Source organism: Devosia sp. Root413D1 (genome assembly GCF_001425235.1).
Lineage (GTDB): Bacteria > Pseudomonadota > Alphaproteobacteria > Rhizobiales > Devosiaceae > Devosia_A.
The window spans coordinates 177,195-195,935 of sequence record NZ_LMEA01000014.1 but is presented as its reverse complement, the minus strand read 5'-3'; the positions used below and the strand labels follow the sequence as shown (position 1 = coordinate 195,935).

Annotated in this window: 16 protein-coding genes; 6 read left to right on the top strand and 10 right to left on the bottom strand. The window is 66.5% G+C overall.

The genetic code is table 11. The features are described from left to right. Window positions 1–18: 18 nt before the first annotated feature. Entirely contained in the window at window positions 19–327 is a 309-nt protein-coding gene (locus ASC89_RS27825) for a hypothetical protein (protein ID WP_055877344.1), read from the bottom strand. A gap of 286 nt (window positions 328–613) precedes the next feature. Between ASC89_RS27825 and ASC89_RS27820 the strand changes: the two genes are divergently transcribed. From ASC89_RS27820 to ASC89_RS27800, 5 genes are all read left to right on the top strand, one after another. Beyond that, window positions 614–1,387 carry an amino acid ABC transporter substrate-binding protein gene (locus tag ASC89_RS27820; protein ID WP_056004342.1) on the top strand — a complete coding sequence of 258 codons (774 nt, stop codon included), beginning with the start codon at window positions 614–616 and terminating at the stop codon, window positions 1,385–1,387. An 87-nt stretch (window positions 1,388–1,474) separates the two neighbouring features. Continuing rightward, complete coding sequence (locus ASC89_RS27815; protein WP_055877370.1) at window positions 1,475–2,155, top strand: amino acid ABC transporter permease; 681 nt, start codon at window positions 1,475–1,477, stop codon at window positions 2,153–2,155. Further along, window positions 2,152–2,895, top strand: coding sequence for an amino acid ABC transporter ATP-binding protein (locus tag ASC89_RS27810; RefSeq protein WP_056004339.1), 744 nt, complete (start codon window positions 2,152–2,154; stop codon window positions 2,893–2,895). The genes ASC89_RS27815 and ASC89_RS27810 overlap by 4 nt, the downstream gene beginning before the upstream one ends. A gap of 162 nt (window positions 2,896–3,057) precedes the next feature. Then, the gene (locus tag ASC89_RS27805; protein ID WP_056004336.1) at window positions 3,058–3,414 is read left to right on the top strand and encodes a YciI family protein; all 357 of its coding nucleotides are present in this window, start codon (window positions 3,058–3,060) and stop codon (window positions 3,412–3,414) included. 8 nt (window positions 3,415–3,422) lie between these two features. Beyond that, window positions 3,423–4,643: an RNA polymerase sigma factor gene (locus ASC89_RS27800; protein ID WP_056004334.1), complete on the top strand. Its 1,221-nt coding sequence runs from the start codon at window positions 3,423–3,425 to the stop codon at window positions 4,641–4,643. Window positions 4,644–4,688: 45 nt separating this feature from the next. Here ASC89_RS27800 and ASC89_RS27795 read toward each other — a convergent pair whose 3' ends face one another. Continuing rightward, entirely contained in the window at window positions 4,689–5,552 is an 864-nt protein-coding gene (locus tag ASC89_RS27795) for a DMT family transporter (RefSeq protein ID WP_056004331.1), read from the bottom strand. Window positions 5,553–5,750: 198 nt separating this feature from the next. Between ASC89_RS27795 and ASC89_RS27790 the strand changes: the two genes are divergently transcribed. After that, the gene (locus ASC89_RS27790; protein WP_244488580.1) at window positions 5,751–7,091 is read left to right on the top strand and encodes a PLP-dependent aminotransferase family protein; all 1,341 of its coding nucleotides are present in this window, start codon (window positions 5,751–5,753) and stop codon (window positions 7,089–7,091) included. 434 nt (window positions 7,092–7,525) lie between these two features. On the opposite strand, the gene ASC89_RS27785 is transcribed toward ASC89_RS27790, so the two are convergent. From ASC89_RS27785 to ASC89_RS27750, 8 genes are all read right to left on the bottom strand, one after another. After that, window positions 7,526–9,076: a response regulator gene (locus ASC89_RS27785; protein WP_056004325.1), complete on the bottom strand. Its 1,551-nt coding sequence runs from the start codon at window positions 9,074–9,076 to the stop codon at window positions 7,526–7,528. Further along, window positions 9,073–9,423, bottom strand: coding sequence for an Hpt domain-containing protein (locus ASC89_RS27780; protein WP_056004322.1), 351 nt, complete (start codon window positions 9,421–9,423; stop codon window positions 9,073–9,075). Before ASC89_RS27780 ends, ASC89_RS27785 begins: the two co-directional genes overlap by 4 nt. 360 nt (window positions 9,424–9,783) lie before the next feature. After that, a complete protein-coding gene (locus tag ASC89_RS27775; protein ID WP_056004319.1) occupies window positions 9,784–12,594 on the bottom strand; it encodes a response regulator in 2,811 nt (936 codons plus the stop codon). A gap of 264 nt (window positions 12,595–12,858) precedes the next feature. Further along, window positions 12,859–14,229 (bottom strand): aldehyde dehydrogenase family protein, encoded by a 1,371-nt coding sequence (locus tag ASC89_RS27770; protein WP_056004316.1) that lies wholly within the window; start codon window positions 14,227–14,229, stop codon window positions 12,859–12,861. A 36-nt stretch (window positions 14,230–14,265) separates the two neighbouring features. Further along, window positions 14,266–14,829 carry a hypothetical protein gene (locus ASC89_RS27765; RefSeq protein WP_056004313.1) on the bottom strand — a complete coding sequence of 188 codons (564 nt, stop codon included), beginning with the start codon at window positions 14,827–14,829 and terminating at the stop codon, window positions 14,266–14,268. Next, window positions 14,829–16,820, bottom strand: a complete 1,992-nt coding sequence (locus ASC89_RS27760; RefSeq protein WP_082533658.1) for a primary-amine oxidase — start codon at window positions 16,818–16,820, stop codon at window positions 14,829–14,831. The genes ASC89_RS27765 and ASC89_RS27760 overlap by 1 nt, the downstream gene beginning before the upstream one ends. Before the next feature lie 35 nt (window positions 16,821–16,855). Further along, a complete protein-coding gene (locus ASC89_RS27755; RefSeq protein WP_056004310.1) occupies window positions 16,856–17,734 on the bottom strand; it encodes a carbohydrate ABC transporter permease in 879 nt (292 codons plus the stop codon). Between the two features lie 9 nt (window positions 17,735–17,743). Continuing rightward, window positions 17,744–18,628 carry a carbohydrate ABC transporter permease gene (locus ASC89_RS27750; protein WP_056004308.1) on the bottom strand — a complete coding sequence of 295 codons (885 nt, stop codon included), beginning with the start codon at window positions 18,626–18,628 and terminating at the stop codon, window positions 17,744–17,746. Window positions 18,629–18,741 lie beyond the last annotated feature (113 nt).

The window sequence follows — 18,741 nt, the reverse complement described above, 5'->3', positions numbered from 1 at the left end:
GCCGGTGATGCTGGCCAATCAGAGCACCGTCACCTGGAACAACCGGACCAGGATACGCTGCTGCTTCAGCTCAGCCTCCAGCGTTTCGCGATAGTGGCGCCACCAGGCGGTATCGACGTCGGTGACCATCACCTCGAAGATGGCGATCCGATCGTGGATGGCCTCACCGCTCAGCGGCTTCCAGGCGCCTTCGGCCGGCGATTGCAGGAACGCCGTCACTCCGCCAAAACTCTCGGTCAGTTCGGCCTTGGTGCGCTCGAACACATCAGGCGGAATCGGTGCGCCGTCGGGCAGCTCGAGCGGTAGATAGATCTGGACGACAAACATCTCGCAGCCTGAATAACACCCGGGACCAGCAACCTGCCAGTGTGCATGGCGGATCGTCCAGCCCCGTCTCCGGCGGGTGCGCGCTTATCCCGGGCAGAACTGGACTGCCCGCTCATGGCGCTATTCTAGCAACCAATATCGGCGGGGCAGCTCCCTCTAGCATGGGCAGCCACCGGCCTCGGCCCGAGTAAAAAGCCCTTCCAACCCATTGCGGCGTCTGGGCGCGAGGGGCACGTTTCAGCCCAAAGCCGGGGGCAGATGACCCACCGGCCAATGGAGAAGAAACATGAACATCCTCAAGTCCGTGCTGGCGATCGGCCTTGTCGGCCTTGGCCTTTCGACCCCGGCGCTGGCCCAGACGGCGCTCGACCAGGTCAAGACTGCGGGCGCGCTGCGGGTCGGCACTGAGGGCACCTATGCCCCCTTCACCTTCCACGATGCCTCGGGCGCGCTGGTCGGCTTCGACGTCGAGATTGCCGAAGAGATCGCCAAGCGCATCGGGGTGAAGGCCGAGTTCGTCGAAGGCCCCTGGGATGGGCTGATCGCCGGCATCGATGCCAATCGCTATGACGTGGTGATCAACCAGGTCGGCATCACCGACGCGCGCAAGGAGAAGTACGATTTCTCCGAGCCCTACATCGCCTCGAAAGCGGCGCTGATCGTCAAGGCCGACAATGCCGACATCACCTCGTTCGAGACGCTGAAGGGCAAGAAGGCGGCGCAGACCACCACCTCCAATTTCGGCAAGCTCGCCGAAGCCAGCGGCGCCGAGATCGTGCCCACCGACGGGTTCGACCAGTCGATCGCGCTGGTGATCCAGGGCCGCGCCGACGCCACCATCAATGACAGCCTGTCGTTCTTCGATTTCAAGAAGCAACAGCCCGACGCGCCGGTGAAGATCGCCGCTACCCAGGCCAATGCCGACTATTCCGGTGTGCTGCTGGCCAAGGGCAAGCCCGAGCTGCTGGCGGCCATCAACGAGGCGCTCGCGGCGATCAAGGCCGATGGCACCTATGCGACGATCTCTCAGAAGTACTTTGGCGAGGACGTCTCGCAGTAGTCGAGCAACTGCCAGCTATTGTATGGATCGGCCTTGAACGAGGCCGATCCATTCTCTTTTGGGGGACGTGCGATGATCTTTTGGGAAGTGCCGCCCTGGCTGAACCTGATGCTCGAGTCGCTGCCCTCGCTCCTCTGGGCCTGCCTGCTGTTCACCGTACCGCTGACGCTCCTGAGCTTCGCCTTCGGCCTTGCCGTCGGCTTCGGGGCTGCACTGGTCCGGCTGTTCGCGCCCTGGCCGTTCGCGGCGCTGATCCGCTTTTATGTCTGGATCATCCGCGGCACGCCGCTGCTGGTGCAGCTATTCCTGATCTTTTACGGGCTGCCCAGCGTCGGCATCACGCTCGATGCGTTCCCCGCGGCGCTTATCGGCTTCACCCTGAATGTCGGCGCTTACACTTCCGAGATCATCCGCGCCACGCTGATCTCGGTGCCCAAGGGGCAGTGGGAAGCCTCGTTCTCCATCGGCATGACCTGGACGCAGGCGATGCGCCGCATCATCGTGCCGCAGGCTGGCCGCGTCGCCGTGCCGCCGCTTTCCAACACCTTCATTTCGCTGATCAAGGATACCTCGCTCGCCGCCGCCATCACCGTGCCCGAGCTGTTCCGCGCCGGCCAGCGCATCGTCGCGACCACCTATGAACCGCTGATCCTCTATGTCGAAGTGGCGCTGATCTACCTGGCGGTCAGCTCGCTCCTGTCGATGCTGCAGGGCCGGCTCGAAAAGCGCCTGGCGCGTTACGGCGGCTTCATTGGAGCCGCGTCATGATCGCGCTCGAGGCCATCCACAAGCAGTTCGCCGATGTCGAGGTGCTGCGCGGCGTCTCCGTGCGGGTGCCGGAGCGCAGCGTCACCGCGCTGATCGGCCCCTCCGGCAGCGGCAAGAGCACGCTGCTGCGCTGCGTCAACCTGCTCGAGCTGCCGCAATCGGGCAGCGTCACGGTCGGCGCCAACCGCCTCGAATTCGGCGCCGGCTCGCACCACTCGCGGGCCGAGATCCTCACCATGCGACGCTCGACCGGCATGGTGTTCCAGAACTTCCAGCTGTTCCCCCACCTGACGGTCGAGGAGAACGTCATGGAAGGGCTGGTCACGGTGCTGCGCTGGCCGCGCAACGAGGCGCGCGCCCATGCCCGGGCGCTGCTCGACAAGGTCGGGATGGCGGCGAAAGCCGAAGCCTGGCCGGCCAACCTCTCTGGCGGCCAGCAGCAGCGCACCGCCATCGCCCGGGCGCTGGCGCCATCGCCCGAAGTGCTGCTCTGCGACGAGCCGACCTCGGCGCTCGATCCCGAACTCGCCGGCGAGGTGGTCGAAGTGCTGGCCCAGCTGGCGCGCGAGGGCACCACTATGCTGATGGCCACCCACGACCTGCGCCTCGCCTCGACCATAGCCTCGGACGTGGTGTTCCTCGACCGCGGCGAAGTGGTGGAAGCCGGCCCGGCGCAAAGCCTGTTCCGTGCCCCGCAAAAGGAGCGCACCAAGCAGTTCGTCGCCAGTCTCTCGGGCTAGAGCGTTTCGCCGCTTCGCTTTCGAACCGGAAAAGTCTGCAACTTTTCCTGAAAGCGCTCCAGCCGAAAGGCGCCTCCGAAATAATTCCGGCTCGCCTGTCGATCTCGCCTGACCTCCGTTCGACCGATCGCCGGTAGCAACTGCCAGCATATGGAGATGACAATGCAGTACCTGCTGATGATCTACGGCGACGAAGCGGCGATGGGCGCGGCGACGGCGGAACAGGGCAAGGCCATGGGCGAGGCCTATGCGCGCTTCACCCAGGATATCGTCAAGAGTGGACACCTGAAGGGCGGCGACAAGCTGAAGCCGTCCAGCACCGCGACCACCATCCGCCGCGGCGACGGCAAGTCGCTCACCACCGACGGGCCGTTCGCCGAAACCCGCGAGCAGCTGAGCGGCTATTACATTGTCGAGGCCAGCGATCTCGACGAAGCGCTGGCGATTGCCGGCAAAATTCCGTTCAGCGCCGGCGCGGTCGAAGTCCGGCCGATCGACAGCTTGTCGCGCATGTACTGAGTGCGTGCATGCTCGACCGGGCGGCCATCGAAACGGTCTATCGCCACGAGGCGGGGAGAGTGCTCGCCACTCTCATCCGCCTTGTCGGCGATTTCGAGCTCGCCGAAGAAGGCGCGCAGGATGCGTTCGAGGCGGCGCTGACCCGCTGGCCGCAGACCGGCCTGCCCGACAATCCGCGTGCCTGGCTGGTCAATACCGGCCGGCACAAGGCCATCGACCGTCTCAGGCGACGCATTTCGCTGCGCGGCAAACTGAAGGTGCTGGCCGCCGAAACCGCAGTCGCACCGCAACCGGATGCCGAGGACATCGAGGATGACCGGCTGCGGCTGATCTTCACCTGCTGCCACCCGGCGCTGGCGCTCGAAACCCGGGTGGCGCTGACCCTGCGCACCGTCTGCGGGCTCGCGACCTCGGCGGTGGCCAGCATCTTCCTCGTCAGCGAGGAAACCATGGCGCAGCGCCTGGTGCGCGCCAAATCGAAGATCCGCGAAGCCGCCATTCCCTATCAGGTGCCGGATCGCGAGCACCTCGCCGAACGGCTCGCCGGGGTGCTGGCGGTGGTCTACCTGGCGTTCACCGAGGGCTATGCGCCGAGCGCCGGCACGGCGAGCACCCGGCCAGAACTCTGCGCCGAGGCGATAAGGCTCTGCCGGCTGCTCGACCAGTTGCTGCCGGGCGAGCCTGAAATCGCCGGCCTCCTGGCGCTGATGCTGCTGCACGCGGCGCGGCTTGGCGGCCGCAGCGACGGCGCCGGCGAATTGCTGCTGCTCGAGGAGCAGGATCGGACGCGCTGGGATCGGGCTGCCATCGGCGAAGGCAAGGCGCTGGTCGAACGCGCCCTGGCGCAGCCCGGCCGCATCGGCCCCTATGGCGTGCAGGCGGCGATTGCGGCGCTCCATGCCGAGGCCCCAAACTTTGCCGCAACCGACTGGCCACAGATCTCGGGGCTTTACCAGGTGCTGCTGCGGCTGCAGCCCTCTCCGGTGGTCGAGCTCAACGCCGCCGCGGCTTTATCGATGGTCGATGGCCCGGAGCGGGCGCTGCAGCTGGTCGAAGCCCTGGCCGCCGCCGGCACGCTCGACGGCTACTGGCCGCTGCACGCGGCGCGCGCTGACCTGCTCAATCGGTTGGGGCGCGGGGCGGAGGCGCAGGCGGCTTATGCCAGGGCGTTGCCGTTGGTGCGGCTCGAGGCGGAGCGGCGGCTGCTGGAGCGCAAGATGCGGGGGTGAGGGCGGCTGGGTGCGGTTCAGCGCGTGGGGCACCCACGCTCAAACCTACTTCGCAAACCGCCGCGCCCCCGCGACGCAGCCGATCACCGCCACAGTCACCAGCAGCATCGCCGGCGTCACCGTCTCGCCCAAGAGGCTTGCCGCCAGCGCCAGCCCGAAGAACGGCTGCAGCAATTGCAGTTGCCCCACGGCCGCGATGCCGCCCTGCGCCAGGCCGCGATACCAGAACACGAACCCGATCAGCATGCTGAACAGCGACACGTAGCCGAGGCTGAGCCAGGCCGGCAGACTGACCGCGGCGAACGACTGGGGCCAGTAAACCACCGTCAGCACCGCCATCAGTGGCAGCGACAGCACCAGCGCCCACGAGATCACCTGCCAGCCGCCCAGTGTGCGCGACAGCTTCGCCCCCTCGGCGTAACCGAGCCCGCAGACGATGATCGCCGCCAGCATCAGCCCATCGCCGAGCGGCGAGGCCTCGCCGCCCTGCGCCAGCGCGAAGCCGGCGACCAGCGCGCTGCCGGCGAGCGAGAAGGCCCAGAAGGCGGGTTTCGGCCGCTCGCCGCCACGGATCACCCCGAAGATCGCGGTCGAGAGCGGCAACAGCCCGATAAAGACGATGGAATGCGCCGAGGTGACGTGCTGCAGCGCCAGCGCCGTCAGCAGCGGAAAGCCGACCACTACCCCGAAGGAAACGATCACCAGCGACAGCAGGTCGCTCGCCTTTGGCCGCGGTTGTCGGAACACCAGCAGCAGGCCGAGCCCGAGCAGCCCGGCAATGCCGGCGCGGGCGACGGTGAGGAATACCGGATCGAAGGCCGCGACGGCGAGCCGGGTCGCCGGCAGCGAGCCCGAAAAGATGATCACCCCGATCAATCCGTTGATCCAACCGCTCGTCGACCGGTCCATGGCGCACTCCCGCGGAGCGCTTTCAGGAAAAGTTGCAGACTTTTCCGGTTCGAAAGCGCGACAAAACCAACAACCTTCCCCGCCGCCTTATCGGTTGCCGACGCCAGCCGCGCCAGCTACAGTCCAGTACAGTCCGAGCAAACTGTTATGTTAACGGATACAGCACAATCTGCTCCACCAAGCCGGATCGAACACCTCATGGCGACCATGCGCGCCCGCATTGCCGCGCGCAGCCTCGTCGCCGGCGCCCGGCTGCCCTCGGTGCGGGCGCTGGCGAAATCCTCCGAGGTCTCGGTCTCGACGGTGGTCGAGGCCTATAGCCGGCTGGTGGCCGAGGGGGTGCTTGTCTCGCGCCCCGGTTCGGGCTTTTACGTCGCCCCGCAACTGGCGCCGATGCAGCTCTCGGCGGTGGGGCCGAAGCTCGATCGCGCCATCGACCCGCTCTGGGTCTCGCGCCAATCGCTCGAGGCCGACGATACGGCGCCAAAACCCGGCTGCGGCTGGCTGCCCGCCGCCTGGATGGCCGAACAGAGCCTCCGGAAAGCCCTGCGCACCGCCTCCCGCGCCAGCGTCGATACTCTCACCAACTACGGCGCGCCGCTCGGGCTTCCGCCGCTGCGCCAGCTGATCAGCCGAAGGCTGGGCGAGCGTGGCGTCGAGGCGGCGCCCGACCAGATCGTCCTCACCGAAAGCGGTACCCAGGCCATCGACCTGATCTGCCGCTTCCTGCTCGAGCCGGGCGATACCGTGCTGGTCGACGATCCCTGCTACTTCAACTTCCAGGCGCTGCTGCGCGCCCATCGGGTGCGCGTCGTCAGCGTGCCCTATACGCCCAACGGACCCGATATCGAGGCCTTCGCCGCGACGCTCGTGGCGGAGAAGCCGCGGCTCTACATCACCAATTCGGCCATCCATAACCCCACCGGCGCGACACTCTCGCCGACGACCGCGCATCGCGTGCTGAAGCTCGCCGACCAGCATGGGCTCACCATCATCGAGGACGATATCTTCGCTGATTTCGAGCACAGCCCGGCGCCGCGCCTCGCCGGCTTCGACGGGCTCGACCGGGTGATCCAGATCGGCAGCTTCTCCAAGACCCTCTCCGCCTCGGTGCGGTGCGGCTTCATCGCCGTGAAGCGCGACTGGCTTGAGCCGCTGATCGAGCTGAAGATCGCCACCATGTTCGGCGGCGCCCGGCTCAACGAGGAACTGGTGCTGAACGTCCTCAGCGACGGCCGCTTCCACCGCCATGCCGAGGCCCTGCGCACCCGGCTGGAGCGGGCCCGTCGCAGCGTCGGCGAGCGGCTCGGCGAACTCGGCATCACCCCCTGGCTCGAGCCGCGCGCCGGCATGTTCCTCTGGTGCGAACTGCCCGACGGTCGCGACAGCGCCGAACTCGCCCGCGCCGCCCTGGCCGAGGGCATGGTGCTGGCCCCCGGCAACGCCTTCAGCGCCGCCCAAACCGCCGGCAACTTCATGCGCTTCAACGTCGCGCAGATGGATGAGGGGAGTTTTGCGGTGTTGCAGCGGTTGCTGTAGTCGCTCTTAACATTCACCCAAGCTCGCAGTCGGCGCACCCTCTCCCGCTTGCGGGCAGGGCTATCGCATATGGCGGATGGGCACCTCTAGCCTTCTCCCCTTGTGGGAGAAGGTGCCCGAAGGGCGGATGAGGGGTCCGCGCAACGAAGTGTAGCGCGGCCGGAGCGAAGCGACGCCGGCCTTCGGCCACCTTCTCCCACAAGGGGAGAAGGCCATCCAACTACTGTCAGTGCTCCATATGCGATAGCCCTGCGCTTGCGGGGGAGGGGGGACCACGCGAAAGCGTGGTGGGAGGGGGGCCCCACGCACTGATCGTAAGCAGATGGGGCAGAGGCCAGAGTTTGTGGCACCCCCCTCCCACCAGCCTGTCGGCTGGTCCCCCCTCCCCCGTAAACGGGAGAGGGCCGCCAACTGCTGGTCGCGGTGAGCCGCCCCTACTCCGCCGCTGACTGCACGGCCACGGCCACCGGTCCTTCATCCTCCGGCTCGTCGAGCACCGGCGGTTCGGCTTCGGCTTCCTGCTTGGGCTCGACCAGCAGCAGGCCGAGGAAGACCAGCGCCAGCGCGCCCCAGGTCAACAGCGGCACGGCCTCGCCCAGCAGCAGCATGCTCCAGCCGATACCGGCAGCGGTGCCGGCATAGGCGGTCTGGCTGCCGAACACCGCGCCGGTGGTCTTGATCAGCCACATGAACAGCAGCATCGCCGCGTTCGAGGCCACCGCCATCAGCAGCACGATGATGCCGGTCTGGCCGCTCAACTGTTCGAACGGCACGAAATCATTGGTCACGAAGGCGATCGGGATCAGCGTTGCGACCGAGACGACCTGCACCAGGCCGAACAGGGCGATGGTGTCGATCCTGGCCGGCCGCCGCTCGGCGATGAACAGATCCTCGGCGGCATAGGTCACCGGAATGAGCAGGGCGAGGCCGACCCAGAGCCAGTTGGCGGCGATGTTCACCGGCATGCCGAACAACAGGATCACGATGATCCCGACGAGGCCAAGGCCGAGGCCGGCGAAGCGCTTGAGGCTCGCGACCTCCGTGCGCATGAGCGCGGCGAACAGAAAGACGATGAAGCCTTCGAGCACGATGACGATCGAGACGATGAAGGCCGGCAGCTGGCTCGCCATCCAGTAGACCAGCACCTGGTTCAGCACTGCGCTGAGCAGCGCGAACAGCACGATGAAGCTGATATCGCCGCGCCCGAGGCTCGACAGTTTCGGCAGCGTGCCGCGTTTGAGGCTGATGCCGATGCAGAGCACGGCCCCCAGCGTATCGATCAGGATGGCGAGACCTACCGGGTGCGCCTCGACTTCCGACGCGAGCTTGGCCAGCGGCACCACCAGTCCCCAGAGCACCCCGCAGGCGATGAGGATCAGCGCACCGCGAAACGTCCGGATGCTCTGGCGGAGCTTGCGTTCCCGCTCGTAGACGCTCTGCGCCATGGTGGAGAACACCTTGGCGAGCGTGCCGAGCCCGTCGCCCCGCGCCGCGACCTCGTTAATCCCCAGTTTTTCCGGGTTGAACTTGCCCAGTTCCAGCGTCGACGCAGCGCGGGTGAGCTTGGTCACCTCGCGCAGGTATTCCTTCTCGTTGTCGCGCAGCCGCTTCTTTTCGACCGAGGTCGAAAGCCGCGCCCTGAGCAGCGCCACCTCGAAATCCTTGGGCAGAAAATCCTCGGCGCCGAGCTCGATCGCCTTGACCACGCTGCTCATCTCTTCATCGAGCGCCGAAATGACGATCACCGGCAGGTCGCGGGTGCGGGTTGAGGCCTTCAGCGCTTTCAGCACCTCGAAGCCATCCATCTCCGGCATCACGATATCGAGCAGCACCACGTCGAAGGCCGCGCCGCCCAGCCGCTTCAGTGCTTCGGCGCCACTGCCCACGGCTTCGGCCGCATAGCCCAGCGCCTCGACGGCCTTGCTGAGCTTGGTCCGCACCATGGCGGAGTCGTCGACAATGAGGACCGTGCCGGCGCCGCTCATTGTGCGACCGCGGGGAACGCAGCGCGCAGCTCGCTCGCTGCTTCGGCCAAAGCACGGCGCACCGCCTCGACGTCGGCCGCGCCGGGCAGGACGCCGGCCGCGCATTGCGCCTCGAGCTCAGCTGACAGTTGGGCCAGCTCGCCTGCCCCCATGTCCCGGGCGTTCGATTTGAGCGAATGCGCCGCCCGGCGTGCGCCCTGAAGATCACCCGAGCCCTGCGCTGCGGCCAATGCTTCGACGAGTTGCGGGGCTTCTTCGAGGAAGGAGTCGATCAACTCGACCAGATCAGCCGGATCGCCGCCGACGATTTCCTGCAGCTTGTCGAGTGCCTGCCTGTCGATCGTCACCACGCCCTCACTACAACATTTCGCCATCACATTACTGAACTGGCGTCCCGCACTTTTTGTGGATTGCACGCCGATGGCTTGTCAATGGAACCGGAGGTCTGATGTCCAGCAGATAGCGACCAGCGCACAACTTGCTGTGGCTTGGCTGATTTGTTGGGGCCGATGCACTTCCCAGAGCCGCCGTCAGTGACCACAGGCCATCCGCCAGACGAGCTCACGGCCTCACCCACGCACCGGATGTCATCCCAGCGAAAGCTGGGACCCATTCCTCAGCCCGCGCCAGTGGAGAGTTGGGTCCCTGCTTTCGCAGGGATGACACCGAGTGGGCGGAGCAAACGGTGCCCACTAAGGCCCGCCGCCCTACCCCCGCGCCGCTGCAAAGGCGCGTCGCAGCGATGCCACCAGTTCCTCGATATGCAGGGGCTTGCTGACATAGTCGTCGAGCCCCGCCTCGAGGTAGCGCTCGCGGTCGCCGGACATGGCGTTGGCGGTGAGCGCCACGACATAGGGCTGGTGTGCCGCGCCGGGGATCGAGGCGCGGATCAGCCGCGTTGCGTCGATGCCATCCATGTCAGGCATCTCGATATCCATCAGCACCACGTCATGCGCACCGCGGCCGTAAGCCTCGATGGCCGAATGGCCGTCCGAGGCCATATCGGCCCGATAGCCCAGCCGTTCCAGCACCTTGGAGGCCAGCTTGCGGTTGGTGGCGTTGTCGTCGACGAGCAGGATGCTGAGCGGATACTGGCGCGCTGTCTCGGCCACCGCCACGTCCTGGCTCTGGCCCGCCCGGTCGACGCGCAGGGCAGCGCCCGCGAAGATCGCCATGAACGCATTGAGCAGTGGCGAGGCCTTGATCGGCCGGTTGAGCACCACGGCAAACCCAACCGTCTCCATCTCTCGCTTCTGCCGCTCCGACAGCGGCACCATGGCGCTGAGCAGCACCAGCGGCATGCCGCCTCGCGGCCCAAGGGCGCGGATCTGCCGGGCCAGGGTAATGCCGTCAGTGCCACCGAGGTCCATGTCGAGCACCACGACGTCGAACGTCTCACCGGCTGAAAGCAGCGCCAGGGCCTCGGCCGCCGAAGCGCTGGCGCTCGGCGCCATGCCCCAGGATTGCGCCAGCTGCGTAACGATCCGCTGGTTGGTCAGGTTGTCGTCGACGATCAAGAGCCGCTTGCCGCTCAGTTCGCGCGCCGGCGGCAGTTGCGGCCGGCTGGCTGACGCGGCCGGCGTGGTGAGGGTGAAGCTGAAGGTCGTGCCCTTGCCCTCGGCGCTCTCGACCGACACTTCGCCGCCCATCAGTTCGATCAGTCGCTTGCTGATGGCGAGGCCGAGGCCGGTGCCGCCATAGCGGCGGGTGGTCGAGGCATCCACCTGACTGAACGACTTGAACAGTCGATCCATGCGATCGGCCGGAATGCCGATGCCGGTATCGCGGATGGCAAAGCGCAGCGCCAGCTGGTCGCTGCCGGCACTCTCCGCCTCGGGCAACGGCATCACCGACAGGACGATCTCGCCTCGCTCGGTGAACTTGACCGCATTGTTGAGGAAGTTGAGCAGCACCTGGCGCAGCCGGTCATTGTCGGCGACCACCAGCTCGGGCGTCCCCGGCTCGATCACATAGCCGAGGTCGAGCCGTTTTTCCGCCGCCCGCGGCGCGACGAGGTCGATGGCGCTCTCGAGGCAATCGCGCAAGACGAACGGGCGCTGCTCGAGATCGAGCTTGCCCGCCTCGACCTTGGAGAAATCGAGGATGTCGTTGATGATAGTGAGCAGCGCCTCGGCGCTGTCATTGACGGTCTGGCCGAGATCGCGCTGCTCGGCATTGAGCTTGGTGGCGAGCAGCAGGTTCATCATGCCGATAATGCCGTTCATCGGCGTGCGGATTTCGTGGCTCATGGTGGCGAGGAACGTGCTCTTCGCCTCGTTGGCCGCCTCCGCCGCTTCCTTGGCCTGCTGCTGCGACAGCGAAAGCTGCAGCGTCTCGGTATAGAGCTGGGCATTGTGCAAAGCCGCGCCGGCATTGGCCGCCATGGTCGAGAGCAGCCGCACCGAATTGTCGTCGAACATCCCCTCGCGTGTCGTGCTCTGCACGCTGATGACGCCCATGGTGCCCTGCACGGTCTTGATCGGCACGCCGAGATAGGACGCGGCGTTCTTTCCCACGCGGGTGGCGCCGATCTGGGCGCTGCGCTCGTCGAGATCCTGGTTGATCAGCAGCGGCTCGCCGGTTTCGATGATCTTGCTGGTCAGCCCTTCGCCCAACTTCAGCGTCGGGAACTCATCGCCAAACTGATACGGGAAGTCGATCAGCCCGGTCTCGGGGTCGAGCAGCGCCACATAGACGATATCGGCCTCGAAGATGTCGCGCATCTGGTTGCCGATCAGCTGGATGGTGCTGTCGAAGTCGGCCTCGGCAATCAGCGCCTCGCTGACCTTGCTGATGGCGCCAAGCTCGGCGGCGCGCTGTTCGGCCTGCTTGAGCAGGCGCTGCGTCTCGTCGAACAGGCGGGCATTGGCGATGGCGACGCCCATGCTGGCCGAGAGCCCCTGCAGCAGCCGCACATGGGTCTCGTTGAAGGCATTCTGCTCATAGGCCTGGACGCTCACCACGCCCAGCACCTCGTCGCCGGCAATGATCGGCACGCCCAGATAGGCCTCGGTGCGGTCGTCCTCGGTGGGGATCAGTGCCCCCAGCGCCACCTGTTCCTCGCTCGAGCGGAGCAGCAGCGGCTGGCCTGAAAGGATCACCTTGGAGGTCAGCCCCTCGCCCATCGCGAAGGGCTCGGGCTCATGATAGACGCCATAAAAGGCGTAGGGCACGACGATCATCGCCGCGCTGTCCTTGAGCAGGATCTCCACCACCTCGACCGAGAAGATCTCCCGCACCTTGTCCCCGACGATGCGGGTCACCGTCTTGACGTTCAGCGCCTTGCCCATCGCCTCGCCGACGCTGTTGAAGATGGCGAGTTCCTTGCTGCGCTGGTCGATCTCCTGCGTGGCGTGGATGAAGCTCCGCGCCAGGGCGGCGACATCGTCATTGCCCTCGGCCAGTTGCCTGAGGCCGTCGAGGTCGAGCGGCTCGGCGCTCGCTGCCCGCAAGGCGCTGAGGCGATCGGCGGGTGGCATGGGGCTGGTGCGCGGAGGCAAGTCGTCGGCGACGGTCATCCTGAACTCCACTGCCCCCTGGAGCACGTCCGGCAGGCGCGCCACTCTGCTGCGCCCGTGAAAGTCCGTCAATTGCGGGTGAAGCCGACCGCCGGCGGTGCGGCTGGTCCTCCCCCGCGGGGCGGGGGAGGGGGACCATCCGAAGGATGGTGGAGGGGGGAGCAAGAGTCGCCAGTTGGTTTGCCCGCCCCCTCCACCAGCTTCGCTGGTCCCCCTCCCCCGCCTCGCGGGGGAGGATACCGACTGCCCACCTCAGCGCAGCCCCTAACTCCCCCACACCAGCTTCGCATTGGTCAGCTCCCGCGCCCCGAGCGGTCCGAGCTCCCGCCCAAACCCGGAACCCTTCACCCCGCCGAACGGCGCGCGTGGGTCGGAGCGGACGAAATCGTTGATGAACACCGCGCCGGCTTCCAGCCGGTCGGCAACCCGTTGCGCCCGCACGGCATCACTGGTCCATACCGCGCCGCCCAGCCCATATTCGGTGGCATTGGCAAGGCTCACCGCCTCGTCCTCGCTGTCGAACGGAAACAGCAGCGCCACCGGCCCGAAAAACTCTTCCTGGATGATCGGTGCATCCGGGTCGGCGCCGACGATCACGGTCGGCTCGTAATAATTGCCCGGCCCGTTCAGGCGCTTGCCGCCGGCCACCACCCTGCCCCCGGCCGCCACCGCGTCTCGCACCTGCCGCTCGGTGGTATCGACCAGGTCGGCGCGCGCCATCGGCCCGAGCTTGGTGGCCGCATCCATCGGGTCGCCGATCGCCAGCGCGCTTGCGGCTGTGGCGTAGCGCGAGACATAGGCGTCGAACACGCTGCGCTCGACCAGGAAGCGCTTCGCGGCGATGCAGCTCTGGGCATTGTTTGAGTAGCGCGACACCACGCCCAGCTGCACCGCCTTGTCGAGGTCGGCATCGGCAAAGACGATGAAGGCGTCCGAGCCGCCGAGTTCGAGCACCACTTTCTTTCCCACCGAGCCGGCAGCAGCCGCCACGGCGCGACCGGCGCCGGTCGAGCCGGTGAGGGTCACGGCGCGAATCCGGTCGTCGAGCACGATCTTCCGGGCCTCGTCGGCAATCGTCTCATTGGGGATGGCAAGGTTGGTGTAGAGCCCGGCCGGACCGCCGGCATCGCGCACCAGTTGCTCGATGGCGCGGGCCGCCCCCTGCACTGTCTCGCCGTGCTTCACCAGCACCACATTGCCGGCCAGCGCCGTCGGGATGAAGAAGCGCAGCACCTGCCAGAACGGCAGGTTCCACGGCATGATGCCGAAGATCGGGCCGAGCGGCTGGTAGCGCACCAGCGATGGCGTGCCCGCGATCGGCTGGTCGGCGAGATAGGCCGGGCCCTCGGCGGCGAAATGCCGGGCCCCGGATGCCGCTTTCAGCACCTCGGCCTTCGCCTCGCCGATGGGCTTGCCCATCTCAGAAGTAATCAGCCTGGCGTAGTCGTCGGCCCGCTGCTCGAGCAGGTCGCCGAGCCGCAGCAGCAGCGCGCTGCGCGTGGCCAACGGCGTGCGGCTCCAGGCCTGCCAGCCCTCCCAGGCCGCGGCGAGCTTCTGCTCGATCTGCTGAGCCGTATCGGCGGGATACTCGGCAATCAGTTGGCCGGTGGCCGGGTTGATCGACTTGAGCGGCATATATTCCTCCTCATTTCGGCGCCCACCAATGCGGCGTCACAAATTCCAGAACATGGCGAGGCCGAGCAGCGCCGTGCCCGCCGCAGCGGTGGTGAGCCGCCGCGCCGGCGCCAAAGCCAGCGCCAGCATCCAGACGGCGCACAGCGCCATCCAGCCGAGCTCCATGCCTCCGATCAGTTGCAAGGCCACCATCGCGGCGCCGGCACCCAGCCGCATGGGACCAGCCGGCAGAGCGGCTTCGGCAACCAGCGCGCTGCCGGCGATCGCCAGCAATATCGGGGCGCCGAGCGCCACCGGCGTCAGCGCCATGCCGAGGCCGATGGCGAGCAGCGTCGGCGGCGCGATGCAGACGAGGGTCAGCCTCGCGGCGGCGCGCCAGCCCTGGCGGGCGGCCGCGGCGATGTCGTGGATGGCGCAGGGCAGCATCATGGTCGCGGCCATCAGCCCCCACATCAGCGCCGCCCCCACCAGCAGCGGCAGGCCGCTGCCGCCGCAGATCGCCTCGATCCCGCCGGCGCTGAGGGCCATGAGCCCGGCCCAACCCAAAGCCGTCGCCGCCGCGATGGCGGCGAAGGCGGGCCATGGAGCCGGGCCAGACATCAGCAGTGGCAGGCGATGCTGCCATCGGCCAATACGCTCGCCGTATTGGTTTCACGCGGCAGGTCGTTGGAGGGGTTGAGGTTGAAGAACCCCGACGGCATCAGCGCAAAGCCCGCCGACATGGTGGGCTGCACCGGGAAATCCTCCGGCCGCACCACGTGATGCAGCCCGAAGCAGTGCCAGACCACGATATCGGTATTCTCCACCGGCCGGTTCTGCTTGACGATCTCGGCCAGCCCATCCGAGCCGTCGGAATTGCAGACATACTCGCCCGCCGGGTAGCGCTCGTCCGGGTGGAAGGGTGTCACCCACACATGGTTGCGCACGAAGTTGGAGCGCGTGCCCGATGGCCCGTTCTCGGCGAGGAACGGCGTGACGCAATCCTTGGCGTGCAGCCGGTAGCCGACCGGCTTGCCCACGGCGTTCAGCTTATTGGGGTTGATCACCTTCCAGGTGCGGTGCGTCTCGGCACTGGCGCGGCGGCCGGCTTCGAGCTCGGTTTTGAGCACCGTCTCGGTGGCAAAGAAGCCATTGCCATGCGGATTGTTCGGCCCCACCGGCTCGGCAAAGCTGTTGACCTCGACGAGGCTGTTGCCGCCCCCATCCAGTGCCATATCGAGCCGGGCGCAGAAGATGTGCTGATGAATTGGCGCGGTCAGCCCCGGCGCGATCTCGCTCACATATTTGCTGGGGCGACCCGGCTCGCACGCCATGGTGTTGACGATGCCGGTGGCCTTCACCTCGAAGCTGATCTCGCCGGCCTGGTCGAGATACCAGTATTGCGCGTACTCGTAATTGCCGACGGTGTTGACGCAGGAGATCACCAGCCGCCGGCCACGACGCAGTTCGGTGCGATCGGCGCGGAAATCCCAGTGCTTCCAGAGGATTCCGGTATCTTCCTCATGGATGCAGATGCCCTTCTCGATGGTGATCAGCCCGCCATCGAGCCCACAATAGTGGCTATCGAGATAGTGAATGGCGCCAAGGCAATCGCAGCCGAGCTTCAACGAGTGGTTGAACTTGCCGAAACCGTATTCGCCGATATCGAAGATGTTCTTGCGATAGTGACCGCGCTCCGGCGAGCCATAGGGCACCACCAGTTCGCCGAGCGCCGCACGGCGCACCACCGGGCGACCGGCATAGCGGATATCGTGCAGGATGATGCCGTCGCGCGGCGAGAAACCAATGCCGAGCGTCCACTTGTCCCAGGCGATGGCGTGGCCATCGAGGGTGAAGCTGGTGCCTTCGGGCTGGATAACATTCAACGGCTTCAGCGGCGCCCGTGCCGGCGGCATGAACTCGGGGTCATAGGGAGTATCGGTCATCGGGATCGGCGGGCCGCCATGATCGTCGATACGCAGCACCTCGCCGGTCTTGACGTCGACGGCGACGTTCAGCCCGTCGATCGGGTGGGCGTAGAAATTCTCGTTGGCGTAAAGCCGCAGCCAGCAATGGGCATAGGAGACCATGTGGCCCTCCTCGCCCGCGTCGCCGAAATTGCCGCCTGACCAGCTGTCGACGCAGACTCCGGTCATGTCGGTAATGCCACGTTTGCGGCAGGCCTCGATGAAGCGCGGATCGGCCTTCACCACCCGCTCGACATCGAGCAGCTGCTCGACCTGGAAGGCGGATTTGGCGGTGGGGAAATGCCGGCGCGATACGATCGTATTGGTCTCGAGCGAGACGATCACCATCCACACTCCGGGGCGATCCTTATGCGAGATGTTGAGCCGCGCCTCGCGCTTCAACTGCGTGCCGGCAAGGTGGGCGCGCCATTCATCCGGCGTCGGCTCGCGCAGGTCGAGATTGCCATAGAGCGCGCCGGGCCCGAGCTCGGCATCGGCCTTGATCACCGCCACCGCGGCATTGATCTCGGCGGCACTGAGCGGCGCCAGCGCCCGCAGGTAACGCGGCGGCGGCAGCGCCGCGACCCCGTGGGAAACGGCATGGGCCGCGTGGGCGTGATGGTGGCCTTCGTGAACTTGCGTCATGACAATCGCCTCGTCTCGAAACTAGGGATGCGGGCTCATTTGCCGTAGCCGGCGCTGAGCCCGCGGATGAACTGGCGGGAAAAGATGGTGAAGAGCACGACCAGCGGCAGCGCCCCCAAAGTCAGCGCCGCGAGCAGCGCCGGATAGTCGTTGAGGAACTGGCCGACGAATTGCTGTACCCCCAGCGTCACCGTCTGGTTGGCCTTGCCGGGCGCGAGGATCAGCGGGAACCACAGGTCGTTCCAGATCGGCAGCATGGTGACGGTGGCGACCGCCGCGAGCCCCGGCCGCACCAGCGGCAGGATGATCGAGAAGGTGCGGAACTCGCTGGCCCCATCGACCCGCGCCGCTTCCTTGAGCTCGCCCGGCACGGTGCGGAAATAGGTCATCATCAGCGTGACGCCGAGCGGGATGCTCATCGCCGTGTAGACGAGGATCAGCGCCCACAGCGTATCCATCAGCCTCAGCCCGATCATGATCTGGATCAGCGGGATGGTGCCGAGCCTGATCGGCAGCATGACGCCGACGATGAACAGCCCGGCGAGCAGCGGCACGAAGCGCACCCGGTACTCGACCAGCGCGAACGCCGCGAGGGTCGAAAGCCCGACGGTGAGCACCACCGAGACCAGCGTGACGATCAGGCTGTTGCGGTAGTTGAGGAGGAAATTGCCGCGGGTCAGCACCCGCTCGTAGCCGGCAAGGCTGAACGTCTCGGCGGTGGGCAGCGCGAACGGCCCGCCGAAGATCGCCGGCGTGGTCTTCAGCGAATTGAGGATGACGATGAGGATCGGCCCGAGCGCCAGCGCCACGAAGGCCACGAGCACGGCGTGCACCGCGATGCGCTCGACATTCCAGCGCCGGCGTTCCCTGGTGAGGCGGCTTTCGTGGGCGAGTTCGGTGGTCACGGTTGTCATCGCCGCCTCCTAAGCCGAATGGGCTTTGAGCCGGCGTTGCACCAGCCAGAAATAGGCGGTGGTGACGCAGAGCATCAGGGTGAAGATCACGGTGGCGACGGTAGCGCCGAGATCGAGGTCGGCCACCTGGCCGCTCGAGCCGAAAAAGGTGCGGTAAAAGAACGTGCCGAGGATATCGGTCGAATAGTTCGGGCCGGGCGCCGAGCCGTTGAGCGCGAACACCAGGTCGAAGCCGTTAAAGGTCCAGATGAAGGTGAGGATCACGATCAGCCCGAACTGCGGCAGGATGAGCGGGAACTTGATGCCCCAGAAGATCCGCCAGGGGCTGGCGCCATCGATCCGCGCCGCCTCGATCACGTCATTGGGCACCGCGATCAGCGCCGAATAGAGGAACACCATCGGGATGCCGACATATTGCCAGACCCCCATCAGCGAGATGGTGGGCAGCGCCGTCAGCTGGTTGCCGAGCAGCGGGAAGCCGACGAGGCCCCAGAGCGGGTTGATGATCAGCCGCCAGATGAAGCCGACAATCACCACCGACAGCGTCGCCGGGATGAACAGCAGCGTGCGGTAAATGCCCTCGCTGCGGCTCAGCGTGCCGCCGGTCAAGAGCGCCGCAAGCAGCAGCCCGATCGGAATCTCTACGGCAACATGAATGGCGAAATACTTGAAATTGTTGAACAGCGCATTCCAGAACCGGGCGCTGACCACCGGCTGGGTGAACAGGTAAATGTAGTTGCCCAGGCCAATGAAACCGGTCCCCGACTTGCCGGTATCGAACAGGCTCATGAAGATCGAGATGAGCAGCGGCAGCACCGCAAAGCCCAGGTAGATGGCGAGGGCCGGCAGCACGAAGATCAACAGGCTGCGGCGAGCCGTTGCAGGACGTATCACGCGAGCGTTCCTCTGGAGTCAGGGCAAATAGCAGTCATTGGTCAGTTCCGTTCACCGGCCTCTCCTTGATCCTCCCCCGCGTGGCGGGGGAGGGGGACCGCCGAAGGCGGTGG

Excerpts from the sequence above, each read along its gene's own strand:
- ASC89_RS27775 (WP_056004319.1), bottom strand. The coding sequence starts at position 12,594 with ATGACCGTCGCCGACGACTTGCCTCCGCGCACCAGCCCCATGCCACCC.
- ASC89_RS27825 (WP_055877344.1), bottom strand. The coding sequence starts at position 327 with ATGTTTGTCGTCCAGATCTATCTACCGCTCGAGCTGCCCGACGGCGCA.
- ASC89_RS27810 (WP_056004339.1), top strand. The coding sequence starts at position 2,152 with ATGATCGCGCTCGAGGCCATCCACAAGCAGTTCGCCGATGTCGAGGTG.
- ASC89_RS27820 (WP_056004342.1), top strand. The coding sequence starts at position 614 with ATGAACATCCTCAAGTCCGTGCTGGCGATCGGCCTTGTCGGCCTTGGC.
- ASC89_RS27760 (WP_082533658.1), bottom strand. The coding sequence starts at position 16,820 with ATGACGCAAGTTCACGAAGGCCACCATCACGCCCACGCGGCCCATGCC.
- ASC89_RS27805 (WP_056004336.1), top strand. The coding sequence starts at position 3,058 with ATGCAGTACCTGCTGATGATCTACGGCGACGAAGCGGCGATGGGCGCG.
- ASC89_RS27765 (WP_056004313.1), bottom strand. The coding sequence starts at position 14,829 with ATGTCTGGCCCGGCTCCATGGCCCGCCTTCGCCGCCATCGCGGCGGCG.
- ASC89_RS27795 (WP_056004331.1), bottom strand. The coding sequence starts at position 5,552 with ATGGACCGGTCGACGAGCGGTTGGATCAACGGATTGATCGGGGTGATC.
- ASC89_RS27755 (WP_056004310.1), bottom strand. The coding sequence starts at position 17,734 with ATGACAACCGTGACCACCGAACTCGCCCACGAAAGCCGCCTCACCAGG.
- ASC89_RS27800 (WP_056004334.1), top strand. The coding sequence starts at position 3,423 with ATGCTCGACCGGGCGGCCATCGAAACGGTCTATCGCCACGAGGCGGGG.
- ASC89_RS27785 (WP_056004325.1), bottom strand. The coding sequence starts at position 9,076 with ATGAGCGGCGCCGGCACGGTCCTCATTGTCGACGACTCCGCCATGGTG.
- ASC89_RS27790 (WP_244488580.1), top strand. The coding sequence starts at position 5,751 with ATGGCGACCATGCGCGCCCGCATTGCCGCGCGCAGCCTCGTCGCCGGC.
- ASC89_RS27770 (WP_056004316.1), bottom strand. The coding sequence starts at position 14,229 with ATGCCGCTCAAGTCGATCAACCCGGCCACCGGCCAACTGATTGCCGAG.